This window comes from Streptomyces sp. ISL-10, assembly GCF_018614575.1.
Lineage (GTDB): Bacteria > Actinomycetota > Actinomycetes > Streptomycetales > Streptomycetaceae > Streptomyces.
In genome coordinates this window covers 145,951-164,818 of the sequence record NZ_JAGGOJ010000010.1, presented here as the reverse complement: position 1 = coordinate 164,818, position 18,868 = coordinate 145,951, and the positions used below count along the sequence as shown (strand labels likewise).

General features: G+C 71.1%; 12 protein-coding genes and 1 pseudogene. 6 read left to right on the top strand and 7 right to left on the bottom strand.

Annotation, left to right across the window (positions count from 1 at the left end; translation table 11 throughout):
- Window positions 1-26: 26 nt before the first annotated feature.
- Complete coding sequence (locus J7E88_RS11170; protein ID WP_308307466.1) at window positions 27-2,525, bottom strand: tetratricopeptide repeat protein; 2,499 nt, start codon at window positions 2,523-2,525, stop codon at window positions 27-29.
- 185 nt (window positions 2,526-2,710) lie between these two features.
- On the opposite strand from J7E88_RS11170, the gene J7E88_RS11165 reads away from it, so the two are divergent.
- Both J7E88_RS11165 and J7E88_RS11160 read left to right on the top strand, forming a co-directional pair.
- Window positions 2,711-3,166, top strand: coding sequence for a carboxymuconolactone decarboxylase family protein (locus J7E88_RS11165; protein WP_215179685.1), 456 nt, complete (start codon window positions 2,711-2,713; stop codon window positions 3,164-3,166).
- A gap of 286 nt (window positions 3,167-3,452) precedes the next feature.
- Window positions 3,453-3,932, top strand: coding sequence for an iron chaperone (locus J7E88_RS11160; protein WP_215179684.1), 480 nt, complete (start codon window positions 3,453-3,455; stop codon window positions 3,930-3,932).
- Between the two features lie 122 nt (window positions 3,933-4,054).
- Here the strand turns inward: J7E88_RS11160 and J7E88_RS11155 are convergent.
- Window positions 4,055-6,069: pseudogene (locus J7E88_RS11155) on the bottom strand (fructose-specific PTS transporter subunit EIIC).
- A 4-nt stretch (window positions 6,070-6,073) separates the two neighbouring features.
- Window positions 6,074-7,021 carry a 1-phosphofructokinase family hexose kinase gene (locus J7E88_RS11150; protein ID WP_215179683.1) on the bottom strand — a complete coding sequence of 316 codons (948 nt, stop codon included), beginning with the start codon at window positions 7,019-7,021 and terminating at the stop codon, window positions 6,074-6,076.
- A gap of 642 nt (window positions 7,022-7,663) precedes the next feature.
- Here J7E88_RS11150 and J7E88_RS11145 point away from each other — a divergent pair.
- On the top strand, window positions 7,664-9,250 hold the full coding sequence (locus tag J7E88_RS11145; protein WP_215179682.1) for a PQQ-binding-like beta-propeller repeat protein: 1,587 nt from the start codon (window positions 7,664-7,666) through the stop codon (window positions 9,248-9,250).
- A 313-nt stretch (window positions 9,251-9,563) separates the two neighbouring features.
- Here J7E88_RS11145 and J7E88_RS11140 read toward each other — a convergent pair whose 3' ends face one another.
- Window positions 9,564-10,397 carry an MBL fold metallo-hydrolase gene (locus J7E88_RS11140; protein WP_215179681.1) on the bottom strand — a complete coding sequence of 278 codons (834 nt, stop codon included), beginning with the start codon at window positions 10,395-10,397 and terminating at the stop codon, window positions 9,564-9,566.
- Between the two features lie 120 nt (window positions 10,398-10,517).
- Here J7E88_RS11140 and J7E88_RS11135 point away from each other — a divergent pair, with 120 nt between their 5' ends.
- Complete coding sequence (locus tag J7E88_RS11135) at window positions 10,518-11,117, top strand: ABATE domain-containing protein (RefSeq protein WP_374196265.1); 600 nt, start codon at window positions 10,518-10,520, stop codon at window positions 11,115-11,117.
- 426 nt (window positions 11,118-11,543) lie between these two features.
- Window positions 11,544-12,812 (top strand): cytochrome P450, encoded by a 1,269-nt coding sequence (locus tag J7E88_RS11130; protein ID WP_308307465.1) that lies wholly within the window; start codon window positions 11,544-11,546, stop codon window positions 12,810-12,812.
- A gap of 298 nt (window positions 12,813-13,110) precedes the next feature.
- Here J7E88_RS11130 and helR read toward each other — a convergent pair whose 3' ends face one another.
- Window positions 13,111-15,258 (bottom strand): RNA polymerase recycling motor ATPase HelR, encoded by a 2,148-nt coding sequence (helR, locus tag J7E88_RS11125; RefSeq protein ID WP_215179676.1) that lies wholly within the window; start codon window positions 15,256-15,258, stop codon window positions 13,111-13,113.
- 191 nt (window positions 15,259-15,449) lie between these two features.
- Entirely contained in the window at window positions 15,450-16,685 is a 1,236-nt protein-coding gene (locus tag J7E88_RS11120) for a glycosyltransferase (RefSeq protein WP_215179674.1), read from the bottom strand.
- A 1,161-nt stretch (window positions 16,686-17,846) separates the two neighbouring features.
- Here J7E88_RS11120 and J7E88_RS11115 point away from each other — a divergent pair.
- Entirely contained in the window at window positions 17,847-18,299 is a 453-nt protein-coding gene (locus tag J7E88_RS11115; RefSeq protein ID WP_215179672.1) for a DUF4383 domain-containing protein, read from the top strand.
- Between the two features lie 47 nt (window positions 18,300-18,346).
- On the opposite strand, the gene J7E88_RS11110 is transcribed toward J7E88_RS11115, so the two are convergent.
- Window positions 18,347-18,568, bottom strand: coding sequence for a hypothetical protein (locus J7E88_RS11110; protein ID WP_215179670.1), 222 nt, complete (start codon window positions 18,566-18,568; stop codon window positions 18,347-18,349).
- Between the last annotated feature and the right edge of the window lie 300 nt (window positions 18,569-18,868).

The window sequence follows — 18,868 nt, the reverse complement described above, 5'->3', positions numbered from 1 at the left end:
GAACGGGCACCCCTACTGACCGACCCTCACCCCCCGGAGCGGCGTACGTGCCGGCCATCACATTGCTGGACCGATCGGCAAGCCCCGGGATTGAGCTCCTGCAGGACGGCCTGCCCCGCAGCACGGTGCTCGGCGGCCGCAACCGGATCCGTCTCGTCGAGCACGACCGCGATGCCTTCGTGGGCCAGCGCTTCCTCGTGCCGGTTTCCCAGTCGCGGGGCCAGCTCCAGCGCCTGCCGGTGCAGTCGTAGCGCCTCCTCGGGGAGGCCCGCGAGCCGGCAGGTCTCGCCGTAGCCGTTGAGGAAATGGATCTTCCAGTGCTCCTCAAACAGCTCGTCGAGCAGCGCGAACGCCTCCCGGTGGCTGGCCAGTGCCTCCTCGTAGCGGCCCATCTGCCGCAGCGCGACGCCCAGGCAGTTGAGGCACCACGCCTGATTGTTGAGGTGCCCGTCCTCGCGGGCCAGCGCCAGCGCCTGATACAGGTGCTCCGCTGCCTCGTCGGGTTCCTCGCGGGCGGTGGCCACGCCGAGCGTGATCCGGGCCGTCAGAGCGGGCGGCCATGCGGGATCGGTGTGCGGGATGCCCAGCACCTCCCGGGCCCGCTGCGCCGCCTCCGCACGGTGTCCGAGCTGCAGCATCGTCCAAGCCTCCGACGCGGCGGCGTGGGCCGCGCCGGTCGGGCAGCCGGCCTTCTCGTACAGCTTCCCTGCCAGCCGGAAGAGTTCGAGCGGCTCCTCGACGTGCCCCGCGTCCCAGCTCAGATAGCCGCGGCGCATGGCCAGTTCGGCTTCGGCCCGCGCGTCCCCCGTCTGGGACAGTCGGAGTCCGGCCGCCTCGTAACCGGCGGCGGCCTCCGCCATCCGGCCCGCGTTGTAGCGCGCGAAGCCCAGATCGCTGTGCGCCTCGGCCAGTTGCAGCGGATCGCCCAGGCGCTCGGCGGAGGCCAGCGACCGCTCGAAGAGGAAGTTGAGATGCGTCGTGCCGCAGCGCCGTGCGAAGTAGGCCCGCAGGAAACGCGGCAGCTCGCACACGTGCACGTCGGCCCCGACAGCGGACGCCGTCTCGAAGGCGGCCATCAGGTTTCCGTACTCCGCGACGAGCCAGGCGAAGGCCGCGTTCCTGTCCGTGAACCGCGGCAGCTCGGCCGGGGGCCGGCCCGCCGAGGCCGCCCGACCGGGCGACAGGAACGGCATCGCGGCGTCGGCGGCGGCCGCCGCGTGCACGTAGTAGTCGAGCACCCGGCCCAATGCCCTCTCCCGCTCGGCCGCTGAGTCCTGTCCTGCCGCGGCCCGGCGTGCGTGCTGGTGCACCAGGTCGTGCAGCCGGTAGCGGCCCACTGTCGGCTGCTGGACGAGGTGCGCGTCGAGCAGGTCCTCCAGCATCGCCTGGGCGCTGCGCAGCGGCACGTCCGCCAGCGCCGCCACCACGTACTCGTCGAAGGACGCCCCGGGCAGCAGGCCCAGCATCCGGAACAGGCGGGCCTGGGACCGGTTCAACTGCCGAACCGACATGGCGAACGCGGTGTCGAACTCGCTCGCGCCCTGCGCCATCCGCTCGACGAGGATGCCCACGGTCCAGCCCGGCCGGTGCCGCAGTCGTGCCGCGGCCAGCCGCAGGGCCAGCGGCAGATGGCCGCACAGCCGCAGCACCTCGGCGACGGACTCCGGATCGCGGGCCAGCCTGCCGTCGGTGCCGCCGGGGTCGCCGCTGGCACGGGCCAGCAGCTCCGCGCTCTCCTGCGGGCTCAGCACGTCCAGCGACACCGGGGGCACCTCGTCCAGACCGAGGAGCCGGTTGCGGCTCGTGATCAGGACGACGGAGGGGCCGGCGCCGGGCAGCAGCGGGCGGACCTGTTCGGCGTCGGCGGCGTTGTCGAGGACCAGGACGACCCGTCGGCTTGCCAGTTCCGACCGCCAGCAGGCGGCCAGCTGTTCGACACCCTCCTGCGGGACCTTCTCGGACGGAACGTCGAGCGCGCCGAGCAGCATCCGCAGCGCGGAGTCGGGGTCGAGCGGTGGCCGGCCCTCGGTGAACCCGTGCAGGTCCACGTAGAGCTGGGCGTCCGGGAAATCGGCGGCGAGCCGGTGCGCGGCGTGCACCGCCAGACAGGTCTTGCCGACGCCCGCCATGCCGTCGACGGAGACCGCCCGATGGCTGTCGATTGCGGCGAACACGGCGGCGAGCCGCTCCTCGCGTCCGGTGAAGTCGGGCACCTCGCGCGGCAGATCGTTGCGGGGCAGCGGCCGGACCTGGCGGCTGCTCTTCGGGGGCGCCGGCAAGGGGTTCGAGGTCCGTTCCCACAGGGGACGCAGGGGGCGGGGATCGCGCTTGACGAGGCGGCAGAGGGCGACCACCGCGGGCCAGGGCGGCACGGTCTGCCCGTTGAGGTAGCGCGACAGCGAAGAGGAGCTGAGGCCGGTGTCGCGCGCGAGGGCCCGTACGCCGAGCCCGGACAGTTTCTGGAGCAGGCGCAGCCGGGCCGCCAGCTCTTCCTGTGGGTCGCTCTTCCCCGTCCGTTCTTCCACGTCCACCCTTCCCCCGCCTTCCCGTCCCGCTCCGGCAGAACTCTCCCGAACCAAGTCGCCGCTGGTCAAGGCCGTTTCAGCTGTCCCACGGTGTCCCATCGCCGTGGTCGTGACAAGCCGGCCCGGCTGTCATGGAGTCACGCCCCGAGGGAACGGGGCACTGACCGGAAGAGGAGCAGACCGAGATGCAGTCTCGTATGCAGAACCCCGCCGTCGTGCTGTCCGGTGCGATGCAACCCATTCAGGAGATCCTCAAGGCCGTGCACTCCGGTGGTGTGGACGGGCAGACGCTGGAGCTGGTGCACCTGCGGGTCAGCCAGATCAACGGGTGCAGCGCCTGCGTCGACGGCGGTGCCAAGACGGCCCGCAAGGCCGGAGTGAGCGACGAGCGGCTGGCCACGGTCGCCGCCTGGCGGGAGGCCCCGTACTTCACCGAGGAGGAGCGGGCGGCCCTCGCGCTGGCCGAGGCCGCGACGCGGCTGGCCGACCGTCCCGACCCGGTGAGCGACGAGGTCTGGGACACGGCCGCCACCTACTTCGACGAGAAGCAGCTGGCCGCGATCGTCCTGATGATCGGCGTCACCAACCTGTTCAACCGGCTCAACGCCACGACCCGCCAGATCGCCGGCGCGTGGGGATGAGGCCCCCGAACCCGGCCGGCGGGCACGGACCCGCCGGCCGGGGCCGGCTCATCGGCTTCATCGCCGCCCTGCCACCGGCTCACCCGCACACCCCAACAGGCATCGAAGGTGCCCTGTGTCCATCGCTGCCGACACCGGACGAGTCGGCGAGCGATCTCAAGGCCGTGACTGATCGGAGCCTTCTGGGGGATGGCCCGTGACTCCGCGCTTCGGAGAAGCCGTCGCTGCGGCACATCTCCAGCACGAAGATGTACCCATCAATCCGTATACCGGGAGGAAACCCGCCATGAAGGACTCACAGAAGCCCGCCAAGAGCGTCACCGCGACCGACAGGACGTCCGAGGGATTCACGGACGAGGAGCGAGCCGCGATGAAGGAGCGCGCCCAGGAGCTGAGGGCGTCCGCGCGCCGCGGATCGCGCGCCGACAAGGCGGCGGAGGACGAGGTCGCAGTGCTCGCGAAGATCGCCGAAATGCAGGAGTCGGACCGGGCCATGGCCGAACGGCTCCACGCCGTCATCAAAGCGAGCGCGCCGGACCTGGCACCGAAGCTCTGGTACGGGATGCCGGCGTACGCCAAGGACGGCAAGGTCGTCTGCTTCTTCCAGAGCGCGCAGAAGTTCAACGCGAGGTACGCGACGTTCGGCTTCAGCGACAAGGCGAACCTCGACGAAGGTGCCATGTGGCCGACTTCCTACGCCCTGAAGGAGCTGACCGCCGACGACGAGGCGAGGATCGGCGCGCTCGTGCAGAAAGCGGTGAACTGAGGCCAGCGCCCGTTTTTTACGATGCTCCGTCCATTTTTACGATGCTCCGTCCATCCCGTCGTCGGACCCGAGCAGCCGGACGCACCACGAGGTCCCACGAGCGGGCCCGCCGCTCGGCAGGTTCACCGGCCCGTGGTCCCGGGCAGCGCAGCTGCCCCTTCGGGCGCGGGGCGTCCGAGGTGCTTGGCGACAAGCACACAGGCGGTGCCCACCAATACGCCCGCCGCGATGGCTGCCAGGTACAGGACGGGGCGGCCGATCAGGCCGATGACCCACAGACCACCGTGCGGGGCGCGCGAGGTGGCGTCCACGGCCATCGACAGGGCGCCGGTGACCGCGCTCCCGGCCATGATCGACGGGATCACCCGCAGCGGGTCGGCCGCCGCGAAGGGGATGGCACCCTCCGTGATGAACGAGGCCCCCAGCAGCCAGGCGGCCTCCCCGGCCTTGCGCTCGCTGTCGGTGAAGAGGGCCGGCCGCACGATCGAGGCCAGGGCGAGGGCGAGCGGAGGCACCATGCCCGCGGCCATCACGGCGGCCATCACCCGCAGATCGCCGCCGGCCAGGCTGCCGACGCCGAAGGTGTACGCGACCTTGTTGACCGGACCGCCCATGTCGAAGGCCATCATGAGGCCGAGCAGCGCGCCCAGCAGGATCACGTTGGCTCCGGACAGGCCGTCCAGCCAGTCGGTGAGGCCACGCTGCGCGGCGGCGATCGGCTCCCCGATGACGACGATCATCACAAAGCCCATCACCAACGTGGACACGAGCGGAATCCCGACCACGGTCATGACCCCCGCGGCTGCACGCGGGAGGTGGATCCTCCGCAGAGCCATCACCACCGCACCGGCGAGCAGACCGCCGGCCAGGCCGCCCAGGAAGCCTGCGCCGGTCGCGGTGGCCAGCAGACCGGAGACCACGCCGGGTACCAGGCCCGGCCGGTCGGCGATGGCGTATGCGATGAAGCCTGCGAGGATCGGCACCAGCATGGAGAAGGCCGTTGTACCGATCTTGAACAGCACCCCCGCGTAACCGGCGCGGTCGAGCAGCTCGGACAGGTCGGTGACTTCGGGGTAGTTCTGCCCCTGCCAGGTGCCGCCGTCGACCTTCACGGCGACCTCGGCGCCGCCGATCATGAAGGCGAGAGCGATCAGGATGCCGCCCGCGGCGACGAACGGAATCATGTAGCTGACTCCGGTCATCAACCACTGACGCAACCGGGTGGCCGGGTGGACCTTGGCGCCCTCCGGGGGCGCGCGGTGCGCGGGGCCGCCGCCCGCCGCGCCACGGGCCCCTGCGGCCTCGTCGCCCCCGGCGCCTGCGGTGACGTGGTCGGTGGCATCGCCCGGACCAGTGCCCTCCGCCGCGGCCTCCGGGGCTGCCGACTCCGCGGCCTCCTCGGCCCGCGAGATGAGCTCGCGCGGATGGTTGATGGCCTGTTTCACAGGAGCGATCACGACGGGTTTGCCCGCGAACCGCTCACGGTCCTGGATCTCGGTGTCGGCCGCGAAAATCACTGCGTCGGCCGCCGCGACCTGCGCGGCCGTCAGCCTGACCGCGCCCGCGGCACCCTGCGTCTCCACCACGATCTGGTGCCCGGCATCGGCGGCGGCCTGCTCCAGGGCCTCGGCGGCCATGTAGGTGTGGGCGATGCCGGTCGGGCAGGCTGTGACAGCGACGATCCTCACCTGCCACCCACCTCCTTGTTGATGAGGTCGACGACCGCCTGCGCGTCCACGGCATGGCGCAGGGCCTGTTTGAAGGAGGCGTGCACCAGGCGGCGGGCGAGCGACGCCAGGATGTCCAGGTGCTCGGCGTGGCCGCCGGCCGGCGCGGCAATCAGGAATACCAGGTCCGCCGGGCCGTCCGCGGCGCCGAAGTCGACGCCGTCGGCGCTGCGCCCGAAGGCGAGTGTGGGCAGCGTGACATGGACGGAGCGGGCGTGCGGGATGCCGATGCCCCCTTCGATGCCGGTGGGCATCTGCTCCTCCCGGTCCCGCGCGTCGGCGAGAAACCCGTCGAGGTCCGTGACCCGGCCGTCGGCGGCGAGCCGGGCAGCGAGGGATCGGACCGCCTCATGACGGTCCGCGGCCCGCAGGTCCAGATCCACGAAATCCACGGTGATGAGGTCGGGCATCATGTCAGTTCCGTTCGGAGATCAGACGATCGGGATCGATATACGTGTGCACGACGACAGCCGACCGGTCCAGGTCCCACTGTCCGGGCATTCCGCTGCCGGGCTGCGACACCGCGGCAGCACCCCACGCCAGGGCCTCGGCGAGGGCGGCCGGCCCTTCGGTGAGGGCCGCCAGGTACCCCGCGAGGAGAGCATCCCCGGCACCGACGGAGCTGCGCAGTTCGGCGACGCGCTGCTCCCCGTGCAACACGGTGGAGTGGCCGACCAGCAGGGCACCGTCGGGACCGAGGCTGGCCAGCACCGTCCGGGCACCGCGCGCACGCAGCACGTTCGCCGCGGTCAGGGCCTCGCCGAGGGTGGTCACCGGCATCCCGGTGGCCTCGGCGAGTTCGCCCCGGTTGGGCTTGACCAGATCCGGACCGGCGGACAGGGCAGCGGCGAACGGGGCGCCGCTGGAGTCGACGGCGATACGCGGCGCCCCGCTGCCGCGCAGGCGCGACACCAGGTGCGCGTACAGGTCGACGGGGGCACCGGGCGGCAGATTGCCGCCGAGGGCCACCCACCGGACGCCATTGGCAGCGGCACAGGTGGCTGCGCCAAGCGCGTCGATCTCGGTGGGGGAGAGCCGTGGGCCGGCCGCGTTCAGCTTGGTGACGGTCCCGTCGGGCTCCACGACGCTGATGTTGACCCGGACGCTGTCGGCGATCGGGACGGTGACCACCTCGACGCCCTCGGAAGCGAGCAGCTCGGCGAGTTGTTCGCCCTCGGCGCCGCCGCACGGCAGGACGGCCACCGTCCGGTGACCGTTGGCGGCCAGCGCGCGAGAGATGTTGACGCCCTTGCCGCCCGGATCGACACGGGTGCCGGTGGCACGGATGACCGAGCCGGGCCGCAGGTCCGGAACCTCCAGGGTGCGGTCCAGGCTCGGATTGGGGGTGAGGGTGACGATCACGCGCACCACACTCGGACCGACGGCAGCGGGGTGCCGGTTGCCCTCCGTCGAGCGGAAGCCCGACGGCCCAATGGCGACGAGCCGCCACGGTCGCGCTGCCGAAGCGGGCGAAGGGACTCTTCGTGTGACCGGCAGAACAACACTACCTCTGGCTGGTGAGAGCGCAGCAGGAGCGAGTGAGAACGTGGCAGGGCGAGCCCGATCGGTCTTCCGGCCGAGGTCGGTGGCTCGGGAATCCGGCGGCCGTCCCCGGCGCCCTGGACACGCCGAAGGTGAGGTGCGTCTGCGCTGTACGGCCGGGCGCTTCGCCACGACACGGCCGGCGGCAGCGCTCCCACGCCGTGGCCCGGCCGAAGTCCCACCGCGCCCGCATCGCCAGTCGGATACGCCTGCCCCGCCTGCCCCGGTCGCCCCGGTGTCGCGGTTCGTTCCTCGGCTCGGCCCGCATCGACGCCCTTGTCCAACGCCGCCTCCACGGCAAGGCAGTCCTGGACATCGACTGATGCCGATGCCGCATCGGAAACGGGCGCATCCGGCGGTTGAACCCCGCCAACTGGCTGGGGCAGGCGGGGAGGAGGAGCGCACGATAGATTCCGCCCCCGGAGGCGCGAAGTGTACGCGTCCCGGGGTGGGGGGTTGGGGATGTGTGGACGTACGACGGCCTCGACGGTCGCCGTTCTGCTGTCCGGTGCGGTCGTCGGGGCGGTGGTCGTGCTGCTGGCTACGGAGCCTGCCGCGTACGGGGCGACGGCGTGGGCGCTGCTGTGGGGTTCCGGGCTGATGGGCGCGTTCCTCGCGGGATTCTGTGCGCGTGGCCTGTCACCTCGGTCGGCCGGCGCACGACGCACGGCTGAAGACCCGGCCGACGGGGCAGCCGACGGGGTTGGTCCGATGGACGCTGCGGAGGCGGCGGCGAAGGCAGCCGGCCGGACCGGCGCACAGCCGAACAAGATGAACGCCGTTCGTCCGGGGCGGAACTCCGCCGTGCTGGGGATGCTCGCGGTCGCTGTGTGCCTCGGCCTCTTCGGCGGGCTTTGGGTCCTCTGGCCGGACGACGAGGTCGAGCGGCGCCCGGAGTCGAAAGCTCCTACCGCACCCGAGCGCCCCGCGAAGTCGACCGCCGCCTGGCAGGTGCCGGCCACCGGCAACCGCTACGACGAGGGGCCCGGCGCCTGGGGGCTGGGGGACGTCGTGGTGCGGGGCCGGGTTGACGGGCTCTTCGCGTACAGGGCCCGCGACGGCGCCGTTCGCTGGTCCCTGCCCGCCCCGGATCGCGAAGCCGTCTGTGCCATGAGCCCCGGCGCCGAACAGGGCGTCGGTCTCATCGCGTACGGAAAGCACGACAAGCCGTGCGCGACCCTCGTCGCCGTGCGCATCTCCGACGGCAAGGCGCTGTGGCAGCGGCCCCTCACGGGAGACGGTCTCGTCGAAGGCGGTCTCGCCGTCGGCGGCTTCACCGCCGTGGCCGCGGAGGGGAGTGTGCTGCGGGCCCGCTCCACCGAAACGGGCGAACAGCGCTGGCAGCGGGTCCTGGCGAAGAACTGCGAGGCCCGGGCGGTGGACGCCACCGCCACCCGTACCCTCCTCGTCGAACAGTGCGGCGCAAACGCGCGGTTGGTCGCGCTCGACACCCGTACCGGCAAGGAGCAGTGGATCAGGGTCCTGCCCATCGAGTCGAAGACCACCGCCGCCGTGGTCTCCGTGGCGCCGGTGGTCATCGCCGTATCGGAAGACGATCCGCGCGGCACCAGGGCCCTTCTCGGCTTCGACGACCGGGGGGCGCCGGCCGCGACCGTACCGCTGTCCGGGCCGGCCGGAGACCTCGTCGTCCCGGAGGTCATATCGTCAGGCACCGGCACCGAAGGTCGGCCCCTTGTCCTCGGGAACCAGCTGGTCACGCTCGCCGAGCAGGATGATCTCGTTCCGGATGTGGTAGTCGCTCATTCCCTGAAGGACGGCCGCAAGTTGTGGGAGTACAAGGCACAGAGCCTTGCCGCATACAGCCTCGCACGTGAGCGGGACGGACGTATTGGGGTCCTGGCCGACAACGGGGCCGGTCTCGTCATCCTGCTCGACGCGCACGGAACTGAACGCGGGCGAATTGAGCCGGACGACGGCAAGGGCGCGGCCCTCTCGATCCGCCCCGAACTGATCCCCGTGACGGGTGGCCATGTCGTTGTCAACCACATGTCGATGAGTGGGGAGCCGGGGGTCTTCGGTCTGCGCTGACAGCGTTCGACGATGATGCGGCGGCGATGGACAGCGCTGTCGAGACGGTACGGGCTCTCGCCGCGTCGCCGTCGGAAAACGGTGCCGCCCGGTGCCCCGATGGACGCAACTCGACTTCCACGAGACCTTTGTCGACGCCTCCGATTCGAGGGCTTCGCAGAAGCGGCGCACCAGACACGTGTTGTTCTCAATGGAGATGCTTGTCCCTCAGTGGTGCTGGGCGGGCCAGGCCGGTGCATGGCGCGTGGTGTTGCGTTCCGTGGGGCCCGGCTGGTCGTCGGACCCCACGGATGTGAGCGGTGCGGATCAGGTCTCACCGCTGTTGTCGACGCTGGCCGTTCGCCCAACCGGGTCGGTTGCGGTGGCCCCAGTCCAGGCGGCCGGCCAGTCCTGCGGTGGTGAAGGCGGCCTCCAGGTCGTTGCGGCCTTCGGTGAAGTGGGTCCAGCTGTCGTAGTGGACGGGCACCACGCGGCGGGCGCCGAGTATCCGGGCGGCTTCGGCGGCCTGGGCGCTGTCGAGGACGAGGCACTCGCCGTCGAAGAGGACGGGGAAGCGGGGGGCTCCCGCGAAGAGGAGGGCGGTGTCCACCGGGCCGAACCGCTCGGCGATCTGGCCGACCAGGTCGAGCGAGGCGTTGTCACCGCTGACGTAGACGGTGGGCAGGCCGTCGCCGGTCAGGACGAAGCCGACGACCTGGCCGGTGAACGGTTCGACGTCCTCGCGCGGGCCCGGCCCGTGAATGGCCGGCACGCCGGTCACGGTGATCGTGCCGCCGCCGGGTCGGTCCAGTTCGAGGGACTCCCAGTCGGCCATGCCCGTGGCCCCTTCCCCGAGGCGCTTGCCGCCGCTGGGGGTGGTGAGGGTGAGCGGGACGTCGGCGAGCAGGGCGCGGCCGGAGTTGTCCAGGTTGTCGGCGTGCTCGTCGTGGGAGAGCAGGACCACGTCGACGCGGCCGAGGTCGGCCGGGGTGCCGAAGGAAGGTGAGGTCTTGGTCAGGACCGGGCCGCCCGGCACCGGGTAGTCGCCGGGACCGTCGAAGGTCGGGTCGGTCAGGAAGCGCAGGCCGCCGTACTCGAAGAGGGCGGTCGGGCCGCCGAAGACGCGGACGGGGAACTGCTCGGTCGCAACGGAAGAGGAAGAAGACACGAAGGAGCACCTCACGGATGATTTTGATTTAACCGTGAGATGACCGTAAGCGCTCCTCACGGATGAATGCAAGTGAAACCGTGAGAATCATGGATTCGGGCAAGCCGTACCATGAGAGCTGTGGAAGACGATGCGATCGCCGAGCGTGCCCTGCCGGCCGCGCCGGGCGCGGAGCAGTACCTCTCTCTCGCCCTTGCCAACAGCACCATCGCGCTGCCCGGCGGGCACTACATCGACCAGCTCGGCACCCCCGCAGGGGCGAACCAGTGGTTGACGGAACGCGGTCTCGCCCCGGTCGATGCGGGCATGCGGGAGATGTGCGCGGCACAGCTGCGCTCCCTGCGCGAACAGATCAGGGGGCTGTTCGCCTCGCGCGTCGCAGCGCTGCCCGCGCTCCCCGCCGCCCTGGACGCAGTCAACGACGCGCTGACCAGGGTTCCCACCGCCCCGCTGCTGCAATGGGACGACAAGACAGGCCCCTACCGGGCGGCCCCGCACCCCACCAGCCAGATCGTCGACCACGCCCTCGCGGCAATCGCCGCCGACGCCGCCGACCTGCTCACTTCCCCCGACGCCGAACGCCTCACCGCCTGTGGCTCCGTGCCCTGCAACCGCTACCTGCTCCGGCACGGCCGCCGCCACTGGTGCTCGACCCGCTGCGGCGACCGGGCCCGCGCCGCCCGCGCGTACGCCCGGCGCGCCCGGCCGGAGGAGAACTGAGACACGCCCCGCTCGGGGCAGTTGAGGCGATGGGCTTCCTCCCCCAGGCCCATGTCGGCCGGGCGTGCCTCATCGCCGACGGTCTGCCCCCACGAGGGCAGGCGACGACAGGCGAGGCCGGCGGCGAAGCCGAAGGCCGGCAGGACGGTGGTTGCTCCACCGGTTCTGCCGACTGCCGACGGATGCCGCGGCTGCATGGAGACCTTCACCACCGGTCCGCGCGGGCACGGTGCCCAGCCCAGCCCAGCCCAGCACCGTCACCGCGCCCGGCCGGATCCCCGCCCGGCCCAGGGCTCGTACCGGGGCGGGGGCGCACCATGCCCGGCCCACGCCGTCGGTTATCGTGGCCCCGGCCCCAAGCGGCCAGCGTTGATCAACTGTCCCCCGTCGGGTGATGGTCCGTACGCCTTGACGGAGAGCACGCGCGTGGCAAGCACGGAGACACGTCCGGCACCCCTGCCGACCGGCCTTCCTGGCCTTTTCGACCCCCCGTTCGTCGCCGACCCGTACCCCACACTGGCAGCGCTGCGGAGCACCTCGCCCGTCCAGTTCGATCCCGACACCGGCCTCTGGCTGGTCAGCCGCTACGCGGATGTGCGCAGCGTGCTGCTGGATCCGGGCACGTATCTGCCCGACAACGCCCAGCACTCCGTGACACCTCTGCCCGTGTCCGCACTGCGCGCGCTCGCCAGGGCGGGCTTCTCCCTGCCGCCCGCCCTCGCCAACAATCGCGGCGCCGAACACGCGGACCTCCGGCGCCTGGTCATGCGCTTCTTCAACGCCGAACGTGTGGCGGCGGCGGTGCCGATGGTCGAGCGGACGGCTTCGGAGATGCTGGCCGCTCTGCGGCCCCGGTACGCCGCCGGCGACCACTGCGACCTGGCCGCCGAGTATGCGCGACTCCTGCCGTGCCGGGTGATGATGCGACTCCTCGGCATCGAGGGCATATCCGCCGCCACACTCGCGGCGTGGAGCGACGCTTCACTGGAACTGTTCTACGGTCGCCCTCCGGCCGAACGGCAGCTGTACCTGGCGGAGCAGGTCGGCACGTTCCACCAATGGCTGACTGCCCAGGTGTCCGCGGCCCCGGCGCCGGACGGGCTCATCGGCGGACTGCGCCGGCACCGCACGCCGGACGGGGCCCCGCTGGATATTGCGACCGCCGTGGCCGTGTGCTTCTTCGTGTTCATCGCCGGGCAGTCCACCACCGGGCAACTGATCTCCACCACGCTGCTGCGGGCCGTGGCCGACCCGCAGGTCTGGGCGCGCGTCGAGGCGGAGGACGGCTTCGCCGAGGCGTGGGTGGAGGAGATCCTGCGCCGGGAGCCGCCGGTCACCACGTGGCGCCGAGTGACCGCACACGAGACGGAACTGTCCGGCGTACACCTGCCGGCCGGTGCGCAGCTCTTGCTGATGCTCATGGGCACCGGGTCGGACCCTGACGTGTTCGACGACCCCGGCCGACTGTGCCCGCATCGGGAGAACATCCGCCACCACCTGGCATTCGGTGCGGGACGGCACCGGTGCCTGGGCGCCTCCCTTGCCCGCACCGAAGCCGCAGTCGCTCTGCGGGCGGCAGCCCGCGCCCTGCCGGACGCGACGCTCGCGGAGCCGGGGGCACAGCCGCCGATGCTCGGCCTGCTCTCCTTCCGCGCACCCCTTCAGGTCGTGGTGTGCCGCCACACCGGCCGGTGACGGTCCGCCCGCTTTGAGGCGGGCGGCAACGTGCAGCAGCCGGCAACGGAGGTTTCTTGGGTTCGGCAGCGGCCACTTCGCCGTCCGGCAGAAGGAAGCGGGCCCGGGCCAGGGGATCGACCGCCGCGAGGCCGAGGTCGAGCCAGGCGGCGTCGGCGTCGTAGTTGCGGGCGGGGAAGCGGCCGAACCCGGTGCTCTTGCTCATGGGCATGCTGCCGAAGCCCATGTACACCGGCGGTGCGCCGGCGTCCAGGAACGCCGCCGACTCGGCCAGGAGCGGGCGTTCGTCCGGCCGACGTCAGGAGCTCGTGAGGACGACGAGTTGCTGGGTCGCTCGGGTCATCGCGACATAGCGGTCGACAGCTCCTTCGATGCCCGTGCCGAACGTCTCTGGGTCGATGAGGACGACGAGGTCGAACTCGAGCCCCTTCGACAGCTCCGGGGTCAGCGACCGGACGCGGGACGTCGATTGGAACGTGGGATCGCCGATGACGCAGGCGATCCCGTCGGCATGTGCGGCGAGCCAGGTGTCGAGGATCGAGCTCAGATCCGAAGGAGATCCGTGTACGACCGGGATGCCGCTGCTGCGGATGGAGGTCGGCACGTTGGCATCCGGGAGCACGGCCCGGATGACCGGCTCGGCTTCCGCCATGATTTCCTCCGGCGTCCGGTAGTTGATGCTCAGGGAGGCCAGGTCGATCCGGTCGAGCCCGAGCCGTTCGAGCCGTTCCTGCCACGACTCCGTGAACCCGTGCCTGGCCTGGGCACGATCTCCGACGATGGTGAAGCTCCGGGACGGGCACCGGAGCAGCAGCATCTGCCACTCCGCGTCGGTCAGTTCCTGAGCCTCGTCCACGACGATGTGCGCGAACGGGCCGGCGAGCAGGTCCGGTTCGGCGCTGGACAGTGCGGTCTCGTCGACCAGGGTGTCCTGCAGGTCCTGTCCGCGCAGCATCGTCACCGCTCCCTCACCGTCGTCATCGGCCCTGAGCAGGTCTTCGATGACGCCCGCCATGCGCTCGCGTTCGGCAGCGACAGCGGCGTTGTTCCGACGCTTTCGTCGTGCCGCCTCCGGGTCGCCGAGCCGCTGCCGTGCTGCGTCCAGGAGCGGCAGGTCGGACACCGTCCATGCCTGGGCGTCCGCGCGCTGCAGCTTCCGAACGTCGTCGGGGCCGAGCCAGGCAGCGCACATCCGCAGGTAGGCGGGTACCGACCACAGATCTCCGACGAGGTCAGCCGCTTCGAGCAGCGGCCACGCGTGGTTGAAGGCCGTGAGCAACTCCCGGTTCTGCAAGAGTGACTTGCGGAGCAGATCGGCAGAGACGTCGCCGTCGTGCTTGTCCGCCAGGATTGCGAGCAGCTCCTCCCAGACCTGGTCGCGCGCCTCGTTGTGCGCGGTGCCGGGTTCTGCTGCTTCGAACGCCGCGGCCCAGTCGTGCGCGCTCAGCCAGATGTCGGACCAGTGGGTCGTGACCGTCATCCCCTCGGTGGGCGGCTCCTCGTAGAACCGGACGGCCGCCTCGATCGCCTTCACCATGTTCGCCGACGACTTCAGGCGGGCCACGTTCGGGTCGGTCTCGATCGCGGCTCCGGCTCCCTCGGCGACGAGGTCCCGCAGGGTGCAGGTCTGCACGCCCTCCTCTCCGAGGCTGGGCAGGACATCGGCGACGTAGGCCAGGTAGGGCCGGTGCGGGCCGACGAACAGCACGCCGCCCCGACGGTGTCCGAGGCGAGGGTCGGAGTGGAGGAGGTAGGCGGAGCGGTGCAGAGCGACGACGGTCTTCCCCGTGCCCGGACCGCCGTCCACGACGAGAGCGCCGCGGGATCCCGCCCGGATGATGGCGTCCTGGTCGGCCTGGATGGTGCCGAGGACGTCGCGCATCCGTGCCGACCGGTTGCTGCCCAGGCTGGCGATGAAGGCGGACTGGTCGTCGAGCGCGGCGTGCCCGACCAACCCGTACGAAGTGAACACCTCGTCCCAGTAGTCGCTGATCCGGCCGCGGGTCCAGCGGTACCTGCGGCGGCTTGCCAGACCCATCGGATTGGCGTGGGTGGCTCCGAAGAACGGCTCAGCCGCGGGGGAGCGCCAGTCGATCAGCAGCCGACGCCCCGCGCTGTCGGTGAGGCCGAGTCGCCCGATGTACACGGGCTCGGGGGCGTCCGCGCTGACCATGTGTCCAAGGCACAGGTCCAGACCGAAGCGACGCAGTGCGCGCAGGCGAGCGGTCAGCCGGTGGATCTCCATGTCCCGCTCCATCGCCTGCTGGCCGAGGCCGCCGGGCGCCTGCCGCGCGGCATCGAGGCGGTCGGACAGATCGGCGATCGACTGCTCAAGGCACTCCGCGATGGCCGCGAAGTGCTGCTCATCGCCGGCGATCAGCGTCGGGTCGGCCTTGGGGGAGAGGCGGTCGGGAAGGTCGAACGCGTGGGTGGTCAGGGGGTTCACGTCATCAGCTCCGATATGAGGCCGCTTGCGACCATTGCGCGCGGCAAGGCGTCTGGACCGGCGTGACGAACCTGGTGGCCATGACGAGCAACGCTCCGCCTGACGTGGACCCCGTGGCCGTTGCCGGTCCGGGCCGCCAGGGTTTGCAGGTTCTCGTCTTTGTCGGTCCCGGTTCGACGATCCCGCGTGATTCACGCGGACACTGGCGGCCTTTCCCGGCTGATCGAGTCGAGCAGCAGCTTCGCGGCAACCGTCGCCCCGTCGGTGCGGATCGCGCCCGCCACAGCCCCCGCCCGTGCGCGGGTCTGCGGGGTCAGGGCCGTCCCGAGCGCGGCCGACAGGGACTCGAAGGTCGGAGTCGGACCGTCGTGTGCAGCGCCGATGCCCAGCTCGGCCACCCGGCCGGCCCAGTACGGCTGGTCCACGAACTGGGGTACCACCACCTGGGGCGCGCCGGCCCGGGCGGCCGTCGTCGTGGTGCCCGCGCCGCCGTGGTGCACGACAGCGGCCACCCGGCCGAACAGCGCCTGCTGGTTGACCTCACCGACGACGAAGCAGTCGTCCCGGTCGTCGATCAGGGCCAGGTCTGCCCAGCCGCGGCCCACGACAGCGCGGCGGCCCTGCGCGCGGATCGCGTCGATGGCCACCTGAGCGACGTTTGTCGATGCGCGCATGGGCATGCTGCCGAAGCCCACGTACACCGGCGGTGTGCCGGCGTCCAGGAACGCCACCAACTCGGCCGGCAGCGGGCGTTCGTCCGGCAGGATCCACGCGCCGGTCTGCACGAGGTCGAGATCCGTCAGCTCCTGCCACGGTCCCAGGGTCGGGTCCGCCGCCAGCCACGGCTGATCGGTGAAGACATGGTCGCGGACGTTGTCCACCGGTGGCAGGCCGATCGACGCCCGGTGGGTGTTGAGCGCCGCGCCGTACAGCTCGTTCACGCGCTGGGCGTCCAGGTCCCACAGCACCCGGTTGTCGGTCACGTCCGGTGGGAACGGCCGTCCCGGCCGCGGCGACGGCGGGTAGTGCGGCGACGGCAGTTCGAACGGGTGGTAGCACGCGTACACGTAGCGAATGCCCAGTTTCTCGGCCACCGACCGTGCGCCGGCCGGCATCAAACCGGTCGCCACCAGCGCGTCACATCCCTCGGCCGCCGAGGCGAGCGTGTCGAACCGTGCGGCGACCAACTCGGCCGCGAGCCGGAACGCGTCTGCCGCCGACGGCGGCGTCACGCCGGTCACCAGCGCGCGCACCGACGGGCCGCACGGCACCAGCGGCACGCCGACCCCGGCCAGCAGCTCCGCGAACTCCTCGTCCGGCGGCGCGCACACCCGCACCTCCGCGCCGAGTTCCCGCAACTGCGCCGCGAGTCCTGCCATCGGTTCGACGTCCCCGCGCGACCCATACGTCAGCAACAACACACGCACTTCGTGACTCCCATTTCCGCAGGTCCTGGCTTCGGCCGGCAATTCTGCGGCACGACGGGGGCCTTGCCGCAAGCCCCCCGGTGCGCTATACCTTGAGAGTGGCAAGGAGTGGGTTACCTCCTTGCCTTTCCTTTCGTCGTCCTCTGCGGACGGACAATCTCCTCGCGAAGCTGCGGCGCGCCGCGTACGGCGGCACTGCCGGCCCCCAGGAGGATCTCCCACGGGCCTACGAATGCAGCCGCGGACCGAGAAGTTTCTCAATGGCCCGGCAGAACGCACTGGCCAGGGGCGGCTGGCTTGTGCGCACATCAGCGGGTACCGGGTGAGCGCGGCCGACGGCCACCCCGACTACGCCGGGCTGGGAGCGTACGAGGCGTCGAAGTTCGAGGGCGATCTCGCGGTGCGCGCCCGAGCCCGCGTATTGGCGGTCCCGCTGACCACCGTCAACCCCAGCACCGTGATCGGGCCGGGCCAGTACGCCGGCCTGGCCTCCCTCGTCGAGGATCTGTGGAACGGGAGCCTGCCCGCACCGACCGGTGGTCCCGACACCTTCGTGCCGATCGTCACGATCGACTACCTCGCGCGGTTCCTGGCTGAGGTCCCCAGGGCGCCCGCAGGTGAGCACTGCTCGATGCTCACCGGCACCAATCGCCAACCACACCGGCGTCCGGGCGCCGCGCCGGAGCATTCGCGCTGCGCTTCGCCGTCGATCATCCGGACCGCATCAGCAGGCTCGTCCTCATCTCCCCGGCATTCCTGCAGGCACGCAGCCCGCGGCTCGCCCGCTCGGGCCCGGCAGTCCAGACCGTCGTGGGCTCAGCCGATTCGCTGGTCGAGGCCGTCGGCCACCCGGTGGCCGAGATCGCCGGAGCCGGACTACCGCAGCTCACTCATCCCTCCCAAGCTGCCCGCCACCCCGGCGTTGCCTCCACTGCGCTCAGCGGATGACTTCCAGTTCGGGATGCCCGATCGGCGGGCCGACTCCCGGCGGCCGCCGGCCTTGGTGAGCGTCGGTACAGCCCCACGGACGGGGGTCCCGAACTCGGCCATTGCTGTCCCTGCGGACTTTCGATCCGCGCTCCGTCGGCACCGGTGGCTTGGGGGAGGTCGGCATGGGTACTCGCGGCCGAGAGGCAGAGGAATCTCCCTGGAGGACACATCATGACCAGCACACACCGCACGTCAGTGACCAGATCACCGGTCCAGCAGGCCGCGATGCTCGTGGGAGTGGTGTTCCTTCTCGCGGGCATTCTGGGCTTCATTCCGGGCGTCACCACCAACTACGGTGCGATGGAATTCGCGGAACACCACTCGCAAGCCAAGCTGCTGGGCCTGTTCCAGGTGTCGATCCTGCACAACCTTGTGCACCTGCTGTTCGGTGTCGCCGGCCTCGCCATGGCCCGTGCCGCCGCCACCGCCCGCACCTTCCTCATAGGCGGCGGGATCATCTACCTGGCCTTGTGGATCTACGGGCTGATCATCGACAAAGACAGCGCCGCCAACTTCGTTCCGATCAACACCGCCGGCAATTGGCTCCACTTCGCCCTCGGCGCCGGCATGATCGCTCTGGGCGTCCTGCTGGCTCGCCCCGTGACCCGCACCCGAGGTCTTTGACCCGTCCAACCGGGCACCCATCGCCGTTTCCTCACCGCGCGCGTAACTCACGGCGGCGGTTTCGGCCAGACACGTGGACCGCCGCCCCGCCACTCGATCAGCTCGGTGTTCTCGACGTCGAGGACGTCCGGGTCGAGTCCGGCATGGCGGAGGAAGTCCGCAAGATCGCGCAGGTCATAGGCCATCCCGAGGATCCGCGAGTCCAGCCGAACGCGGCGGCCACCCGTGGATGACGGCGGATACACGACGACAGGCGGCATGATGGCCATGCCCACAGCTTCCACTCGCACTGGTACAGGCGCATCCGGTAACACCACATGAGATGCATGTCCACGAGCGGGCGTCATCGGCGTACGAACACGCTCCCCGGCCTCTCTTCCAGGCGGACGCAGTTCTATGAGGGCTCCACCGCCGCCTGCGGGCCCGGTCATGATGGGCGGATCGCGCGGGGATGACGGAGCTGAATGCACCTTGCTGACGTGCATCCCGGCAGGCGTGTGGCAGCCCGACGACGGCATGGCTCGACGACATGGCTCCTGGTCCCGTTGCCCGGACGCGAGGAGTTCCTG